The sequence below is a fragment of the Sphingomonas sp. genome, from assembly GCF_013816785.1.
In the GTDB taxonomy this organism is placed as follows: domain Bacteria; phylum Pseudomonadota; class Alphaproteobacteria; order Sphingomonadales; family Sphingomonadaceae; genus Sphingomicrobium.
The window spans coordinates 1-18,009 of sequence record NZ_JACDDV010000006.1; the positions used below are offsets into that span (position 1 = coordinate 1).

The window sequence follows — 18,009 nt, forward strand, 5'->3', positions numbered from 1 at the left end:
CGGCGCCCTTGCGCGTCGCCATCTCGACGAGCGCGTTGACCTGGTCGCGGGCGGAAGCGGGTTCGAGCATCGGGTGCGGTTAGAAGGTCAGGCCCCCGACGACAAGCCGACCGCCAAAAACCCCAGGAACAGCAGCAGCCCGGTGAAGCGGTTCGAGCGGAACAGGGCGAGCGCGAGGGCGCCGTCGGCGGGATCCGCGCGGGCGACCTGGCTGGCCAGGTGGAGCGCGGCCGGGGCGAGCGCGAGCAGGGCGAGCGGATCGGGCCGGACGCTCCAGATCGCCGCCGCCCAGCCGAGGACCGCAACCGCATAGCAAATGCCGACGCCGAGCCGCGCGCGGTCGCCCAGCGCGCGGGCGCTCGATTTGACCCCGACCAGCGCGTCGTCCTCAATGTCCTGGATCGCGTAAAGCGTGTCGTAGCCGATCACCCAAAAGATGCTGCCGAGCCATAGCAGAAGGGCGGGCAACGCGAAGAAACCGGTCACAGCCGGCCAGCCGACCAGCGCGCCCCAGCTGAACACCAGCCCAAGCCACGCCTGCGGCCACCAGGTGATGCGCTTCATAAAGGGGTAGGCGGCGACCGGAGCGAGGCTGCCGAGCGCCACGAGCTGCGCGGCGGGCTCGAGTGCGAGCAGGATAGCGAAACCAATCAGCGACAGGCCGACCACCAGCGCCCAGGCGGCGCGGGCCGAGACCCGGCCTGAGGCAAGTGGGCGCAGTTTTGTGCGCTCGACCCGCTTGTCGAGGTCGCGGTCGACAATGTCGTTATAAGCGCACCCCGCCGACCGCATCGCAAACGCGCCAAGCGCTAGCCAGGCGAACAGCGCCCATTTGCCCCCAACTCCGGCCAGCGCGAGGCTCCACGCACACGGCCAATACAGCAGCCACGTCCCGATCGGCCGATCGACCCGCATCAGGCTGGCGTATGGTCTGAGCGCGCGCGGCAAGGCGCCGATCAGGCCAGTCCGCTCGCTATCGGGGACGAGGTCGGTGGGAGGGAGCAAGAGTTTCAAGCCGGGCGCCAAGGTGCCTCGTTCGCATGCATTTTCGGGTGGCTTGTCATTTCGATCTGGATCAGATCCCAATTAAACTTCGTCTGCCCGTCTATGCCCTTAATCTGCGGATAGTTCGGCGACAGCTTCGACGCCACATCCAGTAAGCGCTCAACTTTGTTTAAGTAGCTATCGAACATCGACGCGCGAAGATCGTCTTGGCCAAGAAAGAACATGTCAGTGCCATAGCTGAGCGAACGGAAGAGCCCATTTTCCTCCAAATCACTGATGACTTCCGTCAGTTCTGGATCGCCGTGGGTGGTATGCCGCTCCATGTACCGACTGATGAGATCCCTCACCTGAGCAACGAACTTGGGGAGCATCACGCCCCAAATTTGCGTCCCGGTTCCCCATGGCGGCGGTGCGCCGTACGGAGCTGGAGAACTCGCTCGGATCGTTGCGAAGCAGTCAGCCAGCCAGCGCTCTAACCGTCCGTTATTCTTTGCCGCCTGCTCGACGCGAGGTAGTTCGCTCGACGGAATTGACGAGCGAGCAAGACCTACAATTAACTCCGTCGCTGCCCGCGATAAGGCCAATGCGTCCCTGAACGCCGCCAATCGCGCCGGTTCAAGCCGCGCTTCTTCATCCCACTTTATGAGGCGGTCGATGAGGGCGACGGTTACAATGATTCCAAGTGTCTCGGCAAAAAAGTTGCCGCCATGATCCGGCCACCGCACCCAGGCGGCTGCGGATGCAAGTGCCATCCCAACAAGCGTCAAATACAACCATGTTCGTCTAGGCATGAGAAATGAACAGCCGCGTGGTCAGATCGTGTAGGTAGACAGGACTATTAGCCGACGCGCAATATTCGCTTTCCGCCCAAAGTGGACAGTAGAGATCCGCTCTAGGCAACGCCTCCCGCTTCGCCCCGTATCCCCAACCTCCCCATCACCGCCGCCCTGCCCTTGGCCCAGCTTTTCGCCAGGCCGTGCTTGCCGATCGGGTCGTGCATCGCTTCGACACTGTCGGGGTCGAGCAGTTCGTTGGAGGCGATGAAGTCTTCGGCGGCGCCGAGGGTTTCGAGCGTCAGCAGTTCGAGCGTCTTGCCGCTCCCGGAAAGCGCTTCGATCGCGCCGGTCATCGATCCGGTTTGCGCTTCGGCCTCGGCCACCGCTTCGGCGCCGCAGCCGAGATGTTCGGCGATCAGGCGGTGGCGGAGCGCGGTCATTGCCGGAGGCGTGTCGGCGTTGGCGGGGAGCCCGGCGTCGATGATCATGTCGCACTCGCTGTCGAGGCCCTGGCTGCGGTTATTGAGGTTGGACGAGCCGACCCGCAGCAGCCGGTCGTCGACAATCGCGATCTTGGCGTGAACGTAGATGTCATCGCCGCCCGCGGTGACGGGCACATAGACGCGAAAGCGCCTGTGCGGGTCGCGCTCGCCGATCGCCGCGACCAGTTTCAGCCGAGCGGCATCCATCGCCTGCTGCTCAAGCCATCCGTCGGCGGTGCGCGGCATGACCAGCACGATCTCGGGCGGGTTGGGCTCCTCCATCCGCTCGGCGATCGCGGCGGCGATCTTGGCGGAGGTGAAATATTGATTCTCGAAATAAATGAAGCGCTTCGCCGCGGCGATCATGTCGAGGTACAGCGTCTCGATCTCGCGCACTTCGGGCAGGTCGTCGTAGGCGGCGCGAGTGCGGGCGATGGCGACGTCAACGTCGCGGAACATTATGTCGAGGCCCTCGGGCCATTCGCTGGCGCATCCCTCGATCGGATCGAGGTCGGCCTTGGTCGCGACCTTCCACCGCTCTCGGCCGAGCTCGCTGAGCGTCGCGGCGATGTCCCCGCGCAATATCATCGTCGCGTCGTGCCACGGCATATAGGGCTTGCCGTCGAGGCCGGTTCGATGGCCGTCGCCGTCCGAATGCTCCGGCGTGTCCCAGCGCCCGCCGGCGATGTCGATCCCGCCGCATGCCGCGAGGCAATCGTCGATCACCACGATCTTCTGGTGGTGACTGCAGCCGATCGGATGCGAGCTATCGAAGCGGTAGGTGATCGAGCGATTGCGCCACCAGCGTAGCAGCCACAGCACCGCCGGAGGATGAAGGAATTGCTTCAGCGCGCCAAAATTCCATTTGAGGATGTCGATCTGCCGCTCCGAATTCCCGTGCGCAAGATCGAGGAAGAAACGGCCGAGCGGTTGGCCCTTCCCCTGCTCGTCCGGCTGGAGCGCGGTGCGTGTGTCGAAGTCCCAACCGACGATGAAGATGCGCTGCTCGGCGGCGCACATCGCCGCGCGGATGATGCGGTAATAATCGGCGGCGTCGACCACCAGGCTCGCCTCGCTTGCCCGCGCGATGCGCCAGCAGTTGCGGCCCTGCCGAACGATCGGTTGCAGCGTCCCCTCCCCCATCGCTCCGCCCTTCGTCCATTTGGCGACGGGCTTCAACATCTTCCACGTTTCGCGTCGGATAATGATTAATTCTTGTTTTTCTGCTCAGACGGATTTGCGGGAGTAGGCAAAGTGTTCGGGTCGGATTTTCATGACTGATCGGCAAGTCGGCGCGGCGCGGCCGCTGTACCTGGTTCCGTTTGCGGTGCTGGCGGTCGCCATCCTGCTCAATCCGGTCGGGTTCATCGGCGGAGATGCCGACGATTTGCAATATCTCGAAGCGTCGCGATGCTGGCTCGCCAACGGGCCGTGCCTGCCGCACGACCATTGGCAGGCGCGCTGGCCGATCGTCGCCCCGCTGACGGTGGTCATTGCGATGCTGGGCGAAACCCGCTGGACCATCGCCCTGCCGTCGCTCGCCGCGAGCCTGGCCTGCCTTGCGCTCGTCTATCAGCTCGGCCAGCGTTTATTCGACGACCGGGCCGCGTGCCTTGCCGCCTCGCTACTGGCGATCAGCCCGGTATTCGCGCTGCAGGCGCTCGCTCCTAATGTCGACACGATCGAGCTGGCGCTGATCCTCGGCGGCTTTGCGGCGCTGCTTCAAAGCCGGGATGACCGCCGCCTGATCTGGCCCGTTCTGTGTGGGCTGAGCTTCGCGCTTGCGGTGCAGGCGCGGGAAACTGCCCTGGCGGTCGGCCCGGTCGCGCTGGTGGCATTCGCCATGGCGCACCCACCCCGGACCAGGTCCGCGCACTGGCTCGCCGCCGCCGCGGCCTTTGCCCTGCCGTTCGCGATCGAGGCAATGGTGTTCGCCTTGCAGACCGGCGATCCGCTCTATTGCCGCCGCCTGTCGCTCGGGCATGTCGGCCTGCAGACCACCGAGCTGCAAGGGCGGACCCGGATCGACGGCCTGCCGTTCTTCAACCGTGAGCTGATCGCCAACTGGCGCCATGAGCCCGGCCTGTCGCTGCACTGGACGATCGACGGCCTCGCCAACCTGATCGTCAATCCGCGCACCGCGGGCCTCTTCCTGATCCTGCCGTTCCTTTGGTTGATGGCTCGCCATTGGCTCGGCGATCGCAGGCGGCAAATCCTGCGCTTTCTCGTCGCCGCCGCGATCGTCCATGCGGCAATCATCATCTATGTGCTGGCGATCGATCCCAAGCCGCGGACGATGCTGTTCGAGCTGGCCTGCGTCGCGCTCGCCGTCGCGGCGCTTCTGGCCGTCCTGATGCGCGAACGGCCAACCACCGCCAAGGCTCTTATCGGGGCGATTGCGCTGATTGCGGGGGCGAATATCATCTCGGGTTACCGGTCCGCGACGATGGAAACGACGGCCGCGCGCTGGATCGGCGAGGACGGCGCTCGGATGGAGACGGTCCGGCAAACCAGGCGGCGTTTGATCTTCGTGCCGGGCGGCGACCGGCTGGCGGTGATCGGCAGCGGACGCCCCGCCTTGCTGGTCCAAGTCAACAACAGCTGCGCAGGCTGGCTGGCCGAAATGGGCATCGACCGCCGCTGGCTGATCGTCGAGCGCCAAGCGGCGCTGGGCAGTTATCCCGGCTGGCTGGTCGAACGCCAAGCGCATCTCTGCCAATATCGCTACGCCGATAAACGCGCGCTGCCACAGCTCAGGCGCGTGCTCGGCGAGCGGGAATTTAGCCGATGATCGCCACCCCCGCCTGGCCACCGCGCAGCCTGCCCCGCCTTTGCGTAGCGCCGCCGCTGTCGGAAGGGGTGCTGGTGGCACTCGATGCGGCCCAAGCGAATTATCTGGGCAATGTCCTGCGTCTCAAGGAAGGCGACGAAGTGCTGCTGTTCGACGGGGTGTCGGGCGAATGGCTGGCGCGGGTCGCCGAGGCAGGCAAGCGACGGATGGCGCTCGGCGTCGATCGGCAGACGCGGCCGCAAGAGGCGGTGCCCGACCTGTGGCTGGCGTTCGCGCCGGTCAAGAAGGGGCGGGTCGACTGGCTGGTCGAGAAAGCGGTCGAGCTGGGCGTGGCGCGACTGCTGCCGGTAGTGACCCAGCGGACCATCGTCGACAAGCTCAACCTCGAGCGGATGAGGGCGCACATCGTCGAGGCGGCCGAGCAATGCGGGCGGACAGCGCTGGCGGAGATCGACGCGCCGGTGAAGCTCGATGCACTGCTGCGCGGGCGTGATATGGGTCGAACCCTCTATTTCGCCGATGAGACCGGGGGCGAGCCGGCGGCCCATGCCTTCGCGCCGGGTCCGGCATTGATCCTGACCGGCCCCGAGGGCGGCTTCACGCCCGAAGAGGCCGCGGCGATTCGCGCCGCGCCAAACGCCAAACCCATCTCGCTTGGTCCGCGCATCCTCCGCGCCGAAACCGCCGCGCTAGCGGCCGTCGCGGCGTGGATGGCGGCGGCGGGCGACTGGCGCTAGTTTCCTTTTGCTACCCGTGGCGCGTCGGACTAGGGGCGATTCATGACGACCCGCACCGACCTCTCCGCGAGCCCGCTGATCGAGTCCCGCGACGATTTGCTGTCCGTCTTCTCTGGCGGCGAGAAGCCGCGCGAGGCGTGGCGGATCGGCACCGAGCACGAGAAGTTCGTCTATCGCGTTGCCGACCATCGCGCGCCGTCGTGGGACGAGCCCGGCGGCATCCGCGACCTGCTCCAGGGCCTGACCGACTATGGCTGGCAACCGGTTGAGGAAGGCGGCAAGATCATCGCGCTGTCGGGCGGTGACGGGACGATCAGCCTCGAGCCCGCTGGACAACTCGAGCTGTCGGGCGCGCCGCTTCGCGACCTTCACGCCAGCTGCGCCGAAAGCGGGCGGCACCTGGGGCAAGTCAAGGCGGTCGGCGACCGGTTGGGACTCGGCTTCCTCGGGCTCGGCATGTGGCCCGACAAGGCGCGCGCGGACCTGCCGGTGATGCCCAAGGGGCGCTACGAAATCATGCTGCGGCACATGCCCCGTGTCGGCACGCTAGGCCTCGACATGATGCTCCGCACCTGCACCATCCAGGTCAATCTCGACTATTCGTCCGAAGCCGACATGGTGAAGAAGTTCCGCGTCGGTCTGGCGCTGCAACCGGTCGCGACCGCGCTGTTCGCCAATTCGCCGTTCACCGAGGGCAAGCCCAACGGCTTCAAAAGCTTTCGTAGCCATATCTGGGAAGACACCGACCCGCACCGTACCGGCATGCTGCCGTTCGTGTTCGACGACGGCTTCGGCTACGAACGCTATTGCGACTATGCGCTCGACGTGCCGATGTATTTCGTCTTTCGCGACGGCAAGTATATCGACGCGGCGGGCCTCAGCTTTCGCGACTTCCTCGACGGCAAGCTCTCGGTCCTGCCCGGCGAGAAGCCGACCATCGCCGACTGGACCGACCATCTATCGACCGCCTTTCCCGAGGTGCGGCTCAAGAGCTTCCTCGAAATGCGCGGCGCCGACGGTGGACGCTGGGGCCGCATTTGCGCGCTGCCGGCACTGTGGGTCGGGCTGCTCTACGCCAACGATGCGCTCGATGCGGCGTGGGATTTGTGCAAGCATTGGACAATCGACGAACGCGAAGCGCTGCGCCAAGCCGTTCCGCGCCAGGCGTTGAGCGCGCCCGTCCCCGGCGGCGGCACGATGCGCGATCTGGCGCGAGAGGTGCTCGCTATCGCCTCGGCCGGGCTGACCGAGCGCGCCGAGTTGAACGCTGCTGGCGACAATGAGAGCGGCTTCCTCGATCCCTTGCGCGAGGTGGTGGCAAGCGGGATGACCTTCGCCGACCGGCTGCTCGAACGCTATCATGGCGACTGGCAGGGTGACGTCGGCCGCGTCTACGGTGAATTTAGTTTCTAGGAGTCGCACGATGACCGAACGCCGCACACTGTATCCGAAGATTGAACCGTTTGAGAGCGGCATGCTCGATGTCGGCGACGGGCACAGCCTTTACTGGGAGCGGTGCGGAACCAAAGGCGCGAAGCCGGCGGTGTTCCTTCACGGCGGGCCGGGATCGGGGATGAGTCTCAACCACCGACGCCAATTCGATCCGGCGCGCTACGACATTTTGCTGTTCGATCAGCGCGGTGCGGGCAAGTCGACGCCGCACGCCGGGCTCGAGGCTAACACGACCTGGCATCTGGTCGACGACATCGAACGGCTGCGTGAAATGTGCGGACACGACAAGTGGTTGGTGTTCGGCGGCAGTTGGGGTTCGACTCTGAGCCTCGCCTACGCGCAGAGCCATCCCGAGCGCGTTACGGAGTTGGTGCTGCGCGGCATCTTCCTGTTTCGCCAGACCGAGCTCGACTGGCTCTACCAATATGGCGCGTCGGAGCTTTACCCGGAGGGATGGGATGAATTCGTCGGCATCATTCCCGAGGACGAGCGCGGCGATTTGATCGCGGCTTATCGCCGGCGGCTAACCAGCGACGATCCCGTCGGCAAGCTGCGGGCCGCCAAAGCTTGGAGCAGATGGGAAGGACTGACCGTCACCCTGCTTCCCGATCCGGCGATGTTGGAGGAGTTCACCGAGGACCAGCATGCCATCGCCATCGCTCGAATCGAAAATCATTATATGTCCAACTCGGGCTGGCTGACAGAGTCACAGCTGCTCGACGGCGCGGCGAAATTGCATGGCATTCCGGGCGTCATCGTCCAGGGTCGGCACGACTGCTGCACGCCGCCGGCCGCGGCCTGGGCGCTGAAGAAAGCGTGGCCCGAGGTTGAGCTGCAGATTGTTCCTGACGGCAGCCACCTTTACAGCGAGCCAGGCGTGCTCGACGGCCTGATACGCGCGACCGATCGGTTCGCCTCACGCTGAGTTATTCGCCCGGGCGGTAGCTCCGCTCGATGTGGCCTCTCAACTCGTCAGGGTAGAAATAGACGGGCCGAAGGTCGCCGGCGGCGTAGCGCGCCGCCTGATCGTTGAAGTGCGGCGAGGCCGGGTCACCGCTCTCTCCTCCGGCGGTCACGGCGCGCGCCCGCACCCGTGGCCCGAACTCGACCACGGCAACGAAGCTGTTGCCGTTGGTTCCGTACCAGCGCTTCGTGCCGGGCTTGGCCGAGGCGCCGAACGCGGCCAGCGAGCCCCAGCGGCCCGACGCGAACGGCACAGGAATGCTCGGTGCGGCGTCGTTGAACGGATGCTCTATCGCCCGGGAAATGCGCTGGAATCGATTGACCTCGCCCCACGGCACGGTCCAGCGGCCAAAGTCGCGCTCGAGCCGATCGAGTGCCGTCGCGAACGCATCAAGCTTGCGCTGGGCAGGCAGCCGCGCGATCCGCTGGTAAACCGTCAGCCCGTCGTCCCACTCAGGCGCGGACGCGATCTGCCACAACTCGTCGCCGTAAAAGGAGGCGAGCGTGGTCGGCACCGAGGTCGCGCTCCAGCGATAGTCCCAGCCACGAAGGGCAGCGACCGGCGCCGTCAGTCGCTGTCGGACCGCGCTCGAGGCCGGCAACGCGGACCACGCTTTCACAAGCTCCGGCACGAGCATCGCGAAACCCGGCTGAAAGCTATCGTAAGCGGCGGCCTGCAGCCGATCGAGCGTCCACCCCTTGCTTCCGCTGAGCAGCTGCACCGCATGCAACCCGCGGGGGTTTTCGCCCCAACTGTCCATATATTTCGGGTAACGCTTGGGGTCGGCACTGAACGGGCCGGCGGCGGTCCACGGCCAGGTGTTAGTGTTCTGGACCCAGCCATTGGGCGGAGTGATCGCGTTGGGGAGTTCGTTTGGCTGGTGCAGCGGGCCCCAGTCCGCGGCGGGATCGCTGCCGTCGACTGGCTTGGTATAGTCGAAGCGGTCGTTGCGGCGCGGCACGAACTGCGGGTGGAGGTAGGCGATTTCTCCCTTGTCGTCGGCGAACAGCGTGTTGTTCGAGCTGTTGGCCTGAAGCCGGGCGACATCGAGAAAGGTAGCGAGATCGCGCGCCTTGGTGCGAAGGTAGGATTGCTGAAGCGCAGCGACCGGCCGGTCCATCATCGCAAACGCGATCAAGCGCTCGCCCTCGGCGCGCACGATGGGGCCACGATGCGTGCGCAATGTAGCGAAGCTGCGCGACGCCATCTTCCCGTTGGCGGCGCGATAACGGATCGTGACTTGCCGAACGCCGAACGGCTTCGCGGCCTTGCCGTACCGATAGACGCGCTGCTTGCCGTTCCGCTCCGGTCGGACGGCGAACTCGTCGACGCTGTCCACCCCGCTCGACGTGTGCATCCAGCCAGCGTGAGCGTTGAAGCCTTGATAGATGAAAAATTGACCCCAGGTCGCAGCGCCGTAAGCGTTCAATCCCTCGACGCTGCTTACCTGTTGCTCGGCCCGAAAGAAAAAGCTGGTGTGCGGATTGATCAGCAGCAGCGCTTTGCCATCCTTGGTCAGCGCCGGCGCGATGGCGATGCCGTTCGACCCGCGCGGTTCCGAGTCGGGAGCGGCATAGGCGACGGTCTGCTTCCCTGAATAATATTTCTCGAGTTCGCCCAGGTCGATCCGCTCGATGTCGCCACCTATGCTGCCTTCGGTGAAGGACAGCGCCATCCATGGTTCGAACCGGATCAACGCGCGCGGCTTCACCACCGGATGGGTCGCCAGATAGTAGTTGAGGCCCGCCGCCCAGCCGTCCATCAGCCGCTTCAGCCAAGCCGGGCTGCTCGTGTAGCCGGCCTTTAATTCATTCTCGCTGACATAGAGCCGAGCGCGCAAATCCTGCCAGATCGCCTTTTCCCCTTCTGCCTCGGCGGTGCGGCCGAGCGCGGTCAGATAATTGGCCTCGATCCGCGGAAAATCATCCTCGGCCTGGGCATAGATCATGCCGAAAACCGCATCGGCATCGCTCAGTCCGGCAATATGCGCGATCCCATGATCGTCACGGGCGATGGTGACACGGCGGGCCTGCTCGCGCCATTGCTGCCGTTCAGGCGGCGGCGCGGCGGCGATGAGTAGGAAGGCGAGCGGGAGGAAATGGAGGCGCATCGCGGCAGGTTAGACAGTTCGCATCGCGCCGCCAAGCCGCTCAGGCCTTGGGCAGCGCCTGGTTCGCCTCACCCCATCCGGAGAGGAGTTTCGATCCCGCGCGATCGAGCAATTCGTCGGCGTCGCGGATGGTGAAACGGTTCGCGCCGTCAATCGCATCCAATTCGGACCAATCGATCGGCGCGGCAACCGGCGCACCTTCACGGGCGCGCGCCGAGTAAGGCATCACTGCAGTCGCTCCGCGCTGATTCCTGAGCCAATCGAGGAAGATGCGGCCCTTGCGCTGGGCCTTGCGGATATTGGCGGTGAACAGCTCGGGCTCGGCCTCGGCGATGGCGCGGCTGAACCGCTCGGCGAAGCTTTTGACCGCCGGCCAGTCGGCGCTGGCGTCGAGCGGCACGACGACATGGATGCCCTTGCCACCCGACAGCAGCGGGAAAGTGATCAGCCCCATATCGGCGAGCAGCGCGCGCAATCGCTCCGCCGCCCCTTTGACCACGTCGAACCCGAGCCCGACATCGGGGTCGAGATCGAACACTAACCGGTCGGGACGTTCGAGCGGCTTGATGCGGCTGCCCCAGCCATGGAATTCGATCGTCCCCATTTGCACGCAGGCGAGAATGCCGGCGACGTCGGTGATATAGAGATAATCCTCGCTCGACCCGTCCTTCTCCTTGATCGGCACATGGTGGACCGCCTCGCCCATCGAGCCCGAGTCATGTTTCTGAAAAAAGCAATGTTTGGCGCGGCCTTGGGGACAGCGGATGAGGGTCAGCGGACGGTTGGCGGCATCGACCAGCAGCGGCGCCGACAAGGCCGCATAATAATCGGCCAGCTGGCCCTTGGTCAGCTCGTCGCCGGGGAAGATGATGCGGTCGGGATTGGTTATCCGCGCGCCCAAGCTGGCGAAAGTAGCTGCCTCGGTCGCCTTCGCCTTGGCCTTGGACGGCAGCCTTTCCGCCACTTCACGAACCACCTGGTCGGCGCGCTTGTCTTCGCGAAGAGCAATGAAGCTGGGATGGCGAAGGACGCCGTCGGTGGTGAATTCGGTATAGGCGATTTCCGCGACCAGCTTTGGCTCGATCCAGTGGGAGCCGCGCAGCATGCCGCGCGGCACGTCAATCACGGGTTTGTCGACCTTCAGCGGCGCCATTGCCTCGCTCAGGCTTGCGATCAGGGCGCCGTTGAATCCAGTGCCGACCTTGCCGGCATAAGTCAGTTTCCTGCCCTCCCGCGCCGCCAGATGAAGCGAGCGGAAGCCGCGCCTTTTGTCGCTGACCTGCCAGCCGACGATAACGAACTCCTGGCGATTGATGCATTTGATCTTGAGCCAGTTTTTGGCGCGCGCCGAGCGGTAGGGCGCGCTCGCTTTCTTGGCGATGATCCCCTCACCGCCCTCTCCACAGATCGCGTCGAACAGCGCTTCGCCCTTGGCCAATATGTGATCGCCGTAGAGTATCGGAGACGAAAATCCCTTGAGCAAGGCGGCGAGCCGCTCCTTACGCTCCAGGTTGGACAGTTTGGAAATATCCTTTCCCTGATCGACGATCAGGTCGAACGCGTAAAAGGCCAGCTCCGCCTTGCCGTCTTTCAGGGTAGCCTGGAGCAACTGGAAATCGGGCTTTCCATCCTTACCGAGCGCGACCGCTTCGCCGTCGATCAGGCATCCGGCGGGCAGGTCGGCTGCGGCCCGGACGATGCCGCGAAACTTGTCCGACCAGTCCTTGCCGTTACGCGTCCAGGCGGTCGCTGGGCCGCCCCCGGTCGCGAGCAGCAAGCGGTAGCCGTCATATTTATATTCGTAGAGCCAGTCCGAACCCGCTGGCACCGCGTCGACCAATGTTGCCAGTTGCGGCGCGCGATACTTGGGCGGGCTGAGCTTTTTGGCGCCCCTGGTGCGGCCACCCTGTTTGCTGCTCCACACCTCGGACCCCGACGCGATCTCGGCCATCGTTCGCCCTGTAGTGATGCTGGTCAGCCCGGTTTCGACCAGCTCCTCGCCCGGGCCCGTGTAGGCATCGTCGACCTTCTTGAGCATCCAGTTCTCGCCGCGGTCGCCGGGGCGACCCTTGAGGCGGAACATCACCCACTCACCCTTCATTCGCTCGCCATCGAGGGCGAAATGGAGATGTCCTTCCTCAATCGTCTTGGTCGGATCCTTGCCCGGCTCCGGGATCCAGCGGCCGCGGTCCCACAGCATCACCGTGCCGCCACCATATTCGCCCTTGGGGATCGTCCCTTCGAAGGTGCCATAGCCGAGCGGATGATCCTCGGTGCGCACGGCAAGCCGCTTGTCGTCGGGATCGATCGACGGGCCCTTGGGCACCGCCCAGCTTTTGAGCACCCCTTCCATCTCCAGCCGGAAATCCCAGTGGAGCCGCGACGCGTCGTGCTTCTGGACGACGAAACTGTCGCCCTTGGCGCGGCCTTTCGCGCCCTTGGGCTCGGCCGTCTTCGAAAAGTCGCGCTTCTTGTTGTACGTCTCGATATCGAGCTTGGGTGGACGCGCCATCGCGCTCAGGCCCGCTTTTTTGCCGGAGCAACCTTTTTCGCGGGAGCCTTTTTTGCGGCCGGCTTTTTCGCCGCCGTCTTTCTTGCGGGCGTGCGGTCGCCGGCGTCGAGGCTCTTCTTGAGCGCGGCCATCAGGTCGATGACGTTCGATCCCTTGGACGGGCGATCGGGCGTGTCGTCCTGGATGACCCGCTTACCCTTCTTCTTGATCTTCTCGGCGATCAGCGACTTGAGCGCGTCGATGTAGCGGTTCTGAAACTCGCTGGCGTCGAAGCCCGACGCCTTCTTGTCGATCAGGGTCGAAGCGAGATCCAGCAGATCGGGATCGGGTTTGGCGTCGCCGATGTCGCGGAAATAGCTCGACGCCTTGTTGACCTCGTCGGCGTAACGCAGCGTCTCCAACACCATTCCGCGTCCGCACGGTTTCAGCGACACGACATATTCCTGCCCGCGCATCGCCAATTGGCCGATGCCGACCTTGCCGGCTTTCTTGAGCGCCTCGCGCAAAACGACGAACGCCTCCTCAGCGAGGTCGTCGGCTGGGACCACGAAATAGGGCTTGTCATAATAGATCGGATCAATATCCGTCAGGTCGACGAACTGGGTCAGCTCCAATGTCTTTCGGCTCTCGAGCTTGACCTTCTCGATCTCCTCGGGATCGAGCAGGACATATTCTCCCTTCTCGACCTCATAGCCCTTCAATATCTCATCGCGGTCGACCGGGCCGATGCCGGGCACGACCTTTTCGTAGCGCACCCGCTGCCCCGACGGTTCGTGGACCTGATGGAAAGCGATCGACCTGCCGGCCTTGGTCGCGGGAAAAATCTCAACCGGGATCGACACCAGCGCCAGCCTGATCTGCCCCCGCCAACTCGGCCGCGCCGCCATGGTTCGTCTCCACCTCAAAAGTTTCGAAGCCGATTCAATCGTCGGGAAGAGGAGTCGTTCCCCCGGTTGACCTTCAACGGCCGACGATGGCAATGGCGACAGGCCGCACACAAGCGGGTGTAGCTCAATGGTAGAGCAGAAGCCTTCCAAGCTTACGACGAGGGTTCGATTCCCTTCACCCGCTCCAAAAGAAGATAGGCTGGGGGGCCTAACTTCTTTGGAGCGCGCGAGCATAGCGAGCGGCGACCTTCCGCAGGCCGGGGGCCTGTCTTCTTTTGGAGCGCGCGAGCACAGCGAGCGGCGACGGGGCGACCGTCAGCAAGGGGCGGCCCAGCGTTGACAGCGAGAACCCGGCCAGCCATTGGCCCCGCGACCCGCCTGGAGAGGTGGCCGAGTGGTTAAAGGCAGCAGACTGTAAATCTGCCCGCGCAAGCGTACGCTGGTTCGAATCCAGCCCTCTCCACCATCCTGCGCCTGGCCGCACATGCCTGGCCGCTTCGCTGCGCCAAGTCGGGGCGGACAACGATGCTGGTTACCGCGACATTATCCGAGATAATTTGAGGCGCGGATCGGTTTCGCTTAGACAAGCGCGCAGACTCATGCGTTAATTCCGCCGGCGTAAGGCGCGGTTGAAGGGAGTATGGTGTTGCACGTTGTGCCTAAGAGGCCGGTAAATGAAGCAACGAGCGCGCCGAACGACGCACTGGTCGCCCGACTGTCGCCGGGACAGGTCGACTGCCTCCTGCTGGTCGACCAGCATCTGAACAGCAAGGAAATCGCGGTGCGACTGAACATCAGCTCGCACACCGTCGATCAGCGCATTCGCGGCGCGCTCGAGAAGCTGCGCGTCGAGCGGCGCGGCGAGGCGGCGCGAATGGTCGCGGCGGCCCTCGGCGCCTCATCGGAACCATATCAGCGTTTGATACATCAATCGCCGCACATCGACGCCGATGCGGCCAGCGGACACCAAGCCGGGGCGGTCAGTCATCAGATTCGGCACGCTGACCGTGCGGGGGAGGCCAGTCCTTCCGGTGTCATAACCGAGCAGAGACCGGGCGGCGCCTGGCCTTCCCTGCAAATGCCGTTCGCAACAAGGAGCCATCCCAGCAATGAGATGAGCGGCGGCCAGAAATTGCTCTGGATCGTCCTGATCGCGATCGGATCGGCTTTTTCGGTGGGAATGTACCTCGCCGGATTGGAAAGCCTGACCCGGCTGATCAAGACCTAAACGTCGCCCTCCATTGATGTTCGTGGCCCGGCGCGGGCGTCACCCGCGCTTTCGGGAAGGAAAAACCATGCGCAAGCAAATGATCGAAAATGCCGCCCTTGGAGTCGCTACCCAAGTTCGCGCGGTCGAGGACATCATCGAGGACGCCCTCGGCGAAATTGCCGAGCTGCAGGGCCGCATGATTCGCGCCCGGTCTACCATGGGCGTTTCTACCGCCACTGGTCACGCCGCCTTCGAACAACTCGCCATGGCCGTCCAGGGTCTGGTGACGGCGCGCGGCGGAATGGCGCAATGCCACGGCGTGCTGAAGGAAACGCAGCAGTTTGTGCCTGGCCTGCGGGCGGTCGGCATGGGCGAAGGCGAGGAATGCCCCCCAGAAGGCAGGAGATCGACATTGCGTGTTGTCGGCTGACACAAAGGATCGCTACGCCATAATTTTCGCTGCCAGGCCGTTGGATCATCATGCTTAACCCACTGACTTATTGGCTGATCGTTATCTCGGTAACGGTGTATGCATTTGGGCGCGGCAGGATGGACGAGCGGCTGGCAGCGTTGATTTGCCTGGTCGGCTCGGTCATGACCATCAGCTGGTCGGGCCCCGCGCATTATTACTTAGACATCGAAAGTGGCATACTCGCCGTCGATATCCTCGCCCTCCTGGGATTCGTCGGCGTAGCACTGCGCTCAAAACGATTCTGGCCGCTGTGGGTCGCCGGGTTTCAACTGACCTCGGTTTTGTCCCATTTCATCAAAGCCCTCCACTGGTCATTGATCCCACAAGTCTATGCCGCTGCCGAGCGATTGTGGATCTACCCGATCCTGCTGGCGATCGTCGTCGGCACCTGGCGCAGCCGGCGGTACTGGCGCCAATCCGGCGAGATCAACGCCACTCCCGCCTAGCGCTCGCCCGGCCAGTCGCCTAAACCCAGCCAATGGACTCCTCCGGTTCGCTGGCCGCTCTGCTTGACGCATTCGAGGAGCCGACCCTGATCGTCCGGTTGGGCCTGGTCGACCTTGCCAACCGCGCCGCGCGCGCGCTCCTTGGCGAGGCCATAGCGGGACGCGATCTGAGGCTGGCGATTCGTCACCCGCTGGCGTTGGAAACGATCCAAGCCGGGCGAACCGCCGAAGTGCAGCTGGCGGGAATCGGAGCGGCCGATCGTCCGTGGCGGCTGGCGGTTAGCCCGATCGGAATCGCCGGCACTCTGGTCCGCCTCTACGATCGCTCCCCGCTGGAGTCCGCCGAGCGGACGCGGACCGACTTCGTCGCCAATGCCAGCCACGAGCTGCGCACGCCGTTGGCAACGATCATCGGTTACGCCGAGACCCTGGCCGAGCCGGGCGCGATCGGCGAGGAGATGCGCGAGCGCTTCGGTGCCACCATCCAGGTCGAAGCGCGTCGGATGCTGCGCATCGTCGAGGATTTGATGAGCCTGTCGCGGATCGAGGCCGAACGGTATCGCGCGCCGGGCGAACAGGTCGACCTCGGCGAGGTGATCCGTATCGCCATCGACCACGCCGCCGGCCTTGCCGAGCGCCGCGGCTGCCGCATCGAGGCCATGATCGCCGCCGACCCACCGCTCATGCGCGGAGACTTTGCGCAACTGCTCCAGCTGGCCGACAATCTGATTGCCAATGCGGTTCGCTACGGATGCACCATGACCTCCTGCACGATTTTCGTGTCGCTGTATGTCGAGGGGGAGCGGCTTCAATTGGCGGTCCGCGACGAGGGCGACGGCATTGCGCCCGAGCATTTGCCTCGACTGACGGAACGCTTTTACCGGGTTGATTCGGCCCGCAGTCGCGAATCGGGCGGCACTGGCCTTGGCCTCGCCATCGTCAAGCATATCGTCGAACGCCATCGCGGCGTGCTCGACATTCGCTCGACCCCCGGAAACGGCACCGAAGCCATCGTCACGATGCCGCTGTCATAAAACGGTAACCGTGCCGTCACAGAGACTCGGCGAAGGCGGCGCTAGATCGTCCGCATCGCGTCGGCGCGGCCGACCACCAATGGAGTTGTTCGCATGAGAAAAAATCTGTTCGCGCTCCCGCTGGTAGGGCTGCTTGCGGCCTGCGGCAGCGGCGGGTCGAATGGCGGGAATTCCTCCAGCCAGATCAAGATCGTCGGCTCGTCGACCGTCTATCCCTTCAGCACCGCCGTCGCCGAGGACTTCCAGCGTGCCAACTCGGGCACAAGCGTAATCGTCGAATCGACCGGGACGGGCGCGGGAATGAAGCTGTTCTGCGCCGGTGTCGGCGGCCGATATCCCGACATCGTCGATGCCTCGCGCCCGATGAAGGCGAGCGAGTATGCCGACTGCGCCAAGGCTGGCGCCAAGTCGATCATCGAAGTGCCGATCGGCATCGACGGACTGACGCTGATCCAGGCCAAGGGTCAGCCGGCCCTCAATCTCACAACGGCGCAAATCTACAAGGGGCTTGCCGCCAACCCGTTCGGCAAGCCGCAGACCGCGACGACGTGGAAGGATGTCGACCCCTCGCTTCCCGCGACCAAAATCCGCGTCCTTGGCCCGCCGCCGACCAGCGGCACCCGCGACAGCCTGGCCGAACTGATCCTCGAAAAGGGCTGCGACAGCGATGCGGCCATGAAGGACCTGAAGAAGGCCGACGAGAAAAAGCACAAGGACGTCTGCACCAAGATCCGCGAGGACGGCGCCTACGTCGAAGCCGGGGAGAACGACAATTTGCTGGTCCAGAAGGTCGCCGCCGATCCGGGCTCGCTCGGCGTGCTCGGTTACAGCTTCCTCGAGGAAAATGCCGACAAGGTCGCGCCGGTCTCGATCGCCGGAGTCGCGCCGAGCGAGGCCAGCATCAGCGACCTGTCCTACCCTGGTAGCCGCAAACTGTTCCTCTACGTCAAGGGCGAACATCTGGCCGCCAAGCCATCGATCAAGCGGTTCGTCGAGGCTTATTCCAAGGCCTGGGTAAAAGGCGGGCTGCTCGCCAAGCGCGGGCTGGTGCCGTTAGGCGACGCCGACAATGCCGCCGCCGCGACTCAAGCGACGGCGCTGAAGCCACTCGACGCGTCGACGCTAAAATAG

Annotated in this window: 15 protein-coding genes and 2 tRNA genes; 11 read left to right on the forward strand and 6 right to left on the reverse strand. The window is 64.5% G+C overall.

The features are described from left to right. Positions 1-87: 87 nt before the first annotated feature. From ubiA to H0W65_RS02570, 3 genes are all read right to left on the reverse strand, one after another. A complete protein-coding gene (gene ubiA / locus H0W65_RS02560; RefSeq protein WP_294003505.1) occupies positions 88-1,014 on the reverse strand; it encodes a 4-hydroxybenzoate octaprenyltransferase in 927 nt (308 codons plus the stop codon). Continuing rightward, positions 1,011-1,757, reverse strand: coding sequence for a hypothetical protein (locus H0W65_RS02565; RefSeq protein ID WP_294003507.1), 747 nt, complete (start codon positions 1,755-1,757; stop codon positions 1,011-1,013). The genes ubiA and H0W65_RS02565 overlap by 4 nt, the downstream gene beginning before the upstream one ends. Positions 1,758-1,897: 140 nt before the next feature. Next, on the reverse strand, positions 1,898-3,445 hold the full coding sequence (locus H0W65_RS02570) for a phospholipase D-like domain-containing protein (protein WP_294003509.1): 1,548 nt from the start codon (positions 3,443-3,445) through the stop codon (positions 1,898-1,900). 91 nt (positions 3,446-3,536) lie between these two features. Between H0W65_RS02570 and H0W65_RS02575 the strand changes: the two genes are divergently transcribed. From H0W65_RS02575 to pip, 4 genes are read left to right on the forward strand one after another with little or no spacing between them, the layout of a single operon-like run. Continuing rightward, complete coding sequence (locus tag H0W65_RS02575; protein WP_294003511.1) at positions 3,537-5,054, forward strand: glycosyltransferase family 39 protein; 1,518 nt, start codon at positions 3,537-3,539, stop codon at positions 5,052-5,054. Continuing rightward, positions 5,051-5,791, forward strand: coding sequence for a 16S rRNA (uracil(1498)-N(3))-methyltransferase (locus H0W65_RS02580; RefSeq protein WP_294003513.1), 741 nt, complete (start codon positions 5,051-5,053; stop codon positions 5,789-5,791). Before H0W65_RS02575 ends, H0W65_RS02580 begins: the two co-directional genes overlap by 4 nt. Positions 5,792-5,833: 42 nt before the next feature. After that, entirely contained in the window at positions 5,834-7,204 is a 1,371-nt protein-coding gene (locus H0W65_RS02585; RefSeq protein ID WP_294003515.1) for a glutamate--cysteine ligase, read from the forward strand. A 10-nt stretch (positions 7,205-7,214) separates the two neighbouring features. Then, entirely contained in the window at positions 7,215-8,168 is a 954-nt protein-coding gene (gene pip / locus H0W65_RS02590) for a prolyl aminopeptidase (RefSeq protein WP_294003517.1), read from the forward strand. A 1-nt stretch (position 8,169) separates the two neighbouring features. On the opposite strand, the gene H0W65_RS02595 is transcribed toward pip, so the two are convergent. Genes H0W65_RS02595 through H0W65_RS02605 form a run of 3 tightly spaced genes read right to left on the reverse strand, consistent with a single transcriptional unit; the run spans position 8,170 to position 13,716 of the window. Next, positions 8,170-10,317: a penicillin acylase family protein gene (locus H0W65_RS02595; RefSeq protein WP_294003519.1), complete on the reverse strand. Its 2,148-nt coding sequence runs from the start codon at positions 10,315-10,317 to the stop codon at positions 8,170-8,172. 40 nt (positions 10,318-10,357) lie between these two features. Further along, on the reverse strand, positions 10,358-12,829 hold the full coding sequence (gene ligD, locus H0W65_RS02600) for a DNA ligase D (protein ID WP_294003521.1): 2,472 nt from the start codon (positions 12,827-12,829) through the stop codon (positions 10,358-10,360). 5 nt (positions 12,830-12,834) lie between these two features. Then, the gene (locus H0W65_RS02605) at positions 12,835-13,716 is read right to left on the reverse strand and encodes a Ku protein (protein WP_294003523.1); all 882 of its coding nucleotides are present in this window, start codon (positions 13,714-13,716) and stop codon (positions 12,835-12,837) included. A gap of 113 nt (positions 13,717-13,829) precedes the next feature. On the opposite strand from H0W65_RS02605, the gene H0W65_RS02610 reads away from it, so the two are divergent. The 7 genes from H0W65_RS02610 to H0W65_RS02640 all read left to right on the forward strand — a co-directional run bounded on the left by H0W65_RS02610 (position 13,830) and on the right by H0W65_RS02640 (position 18,009). Beyond that, positions 13,830-13,903, forward strand: a tRNA-Gly gene (locus H0W65_RS02610). A gap of 193 nt (positions 13,904-14,096) precedes the next feature. Next, a tRNA-Tyr gene (locus H0W65_RS02615) sits at positions 14,097-14,182 on the forward strand. 189 nt (positions 14,183-14,371) lie between these two features. Further along, entirely contained in the window at positions 14,372-14,944 is a 573-nt protein-coding gene (locus H0W65_RS02620) for a helix-turn-helix transcriptional regulator (RefSeq protein ID WP_294003642.1), read from the forward strand. 67 nt (positions 14,945-15,011) lie between these two features. After that, positions 15,012-15,356, forward strand: coding sequence for a hypothetical protein (locus tag H0W65_RS02625; protein ID WP_294003525.1), 345 nt, complete (start codon positions 15,012-15,014; stop codon positions 15,354-15,356). A 119-nt stretch (positions 15,357-15,475) separates the two neighbouring features. Beyond that, positions 15,476-15,844, forward strand: a complete 369-nt coding sequence (locus H0W65_RS02630; protein WP_294003527.1) for a hypothetical protein — start codon at positions 15,476-15,478, stop codon at positions 15,842-15,844. Positions 15,845-15,876: 32 nt separating this feature from the next. Continuing rightward, entirely contained in the window at positions 15,877-16,878 is a 1,002-nt protein-coding gene (locus tag H0W65_RS02635; protein ID WP_294003529.1) for an ATP-binding protein, read from the forward strand. A gap of 93 nt (positions 16,879-16,971) precedes the next feature. After that, positions 16,972-18,009 (forward strand): substrate-binding domain-containing protein, encoded by a 1,038-nt coding sequence (locus H0W65_RS02640; protein ID WP_294003532.1) that lies wholly within the window; start codon positions 16,972-16,974, stop codon positions 18,007-18,009.

What these genes read in the sequence shown, in the direction of transcription:
- H0W65_RS02565 (WP_294003507.1), bottom strand. Translation starts at nt 1,757, where the DNA reads ATGGCACTTGCATCCGCAGCCGCCTGGGTGCGGTGGCCGGATCATGGC.
- H0W65_RS02570 (WP_294003509.1), bottom strand. Translation starts at nt 3,445, where the DNA reads ATGTTGAAGCCCGTCGCCAAATGGACGAAGGGCGGAGCGATGGGGGAG.
- H0W65_RS02575 (WP_294003511.1), top strand. Translation starts at nt 3,537, where the DNA reads ATGACTGATCGGCAAGTCGGCGCGGCGCGGCCGCTGTACCTGGTTCCG.
- H0W65_RS02580 (WP_294003513.1), top strand. Translation starts at nt 5,051, where the DNA reads ATGATCGCCACCCCCGCCTGGCCACCGCGCAGCCTGCCCCGCCTTTGC.
- H0W65_RS02585 (WP_294003515.1), top strand. Translation starts at nt 5,834, where the DNA reads ATGACGACCCGCACCGACCTCTCCGCGAGCCCGCTGATCGAGTCCCGC.
- pip (WP_294003517.1), top strand. Translation starts at nt 7,215, where the DNA reads ATGACCGAACGCCGCACACTGTATCCGAAGATTGAACCGTTTGAGAGC.
- H0W65_RS02595 (WP_294003519.1), bottom strand. Translation starts at nt 10,317, where the DNA reads ATGCGCCTCCATTTCCTCCCGCTCGCCTTCCTACTCATCGCCGCCGCG.
- ligD (WP_294003521.1), bottom strand. Translation starts at nt 12,829, where the DNA reads ATGGCGCGTCCACCCAAGCTCGATATCGAGACGTACAACAAGAAGCGC.
- H0W65_RS02605 (WP_294003523.1), bottom strand. Translation starts at nt 13,716, where the DNA reads ATGGCGGCGCGGCCGAGTTGGCGGGGGCAGATCAGGCTGGCGCTGGTG.
- H0W65_RS02625 (WP_294003525.1), top strand. Translation starts at nt 15,012, where the DNA reads ATGCGCAAGCAAATGATCGAAAATGCCGCCCTTGGAGTCGCTACCCAA.
- H0W65_RS02630 (WP_294003527.1), top strand. Translation starts at nt 15,476, where the DNA reads ATGGACGAGCGGCTGGCAGCGTTGATTTGCCTGGTCGGCTCGGTCATG.
- H0W65_RS02635 (WP_294003529.1), top strand. Translation starts at nt 15,877, where the DNA reads ATGGACTCCTCCGGTTCGCTGGCCGCTCTGCTTGACGCATTCGAGGAG.
- H0W65_RS02640 (WP_294003532.1), top strand. Translation starts at nt 16,972, where the DNA reads ATGAGAAAAAATCTGTTCGCGCTCCCGCTGGTAGGGCTGCTTGCGGCC.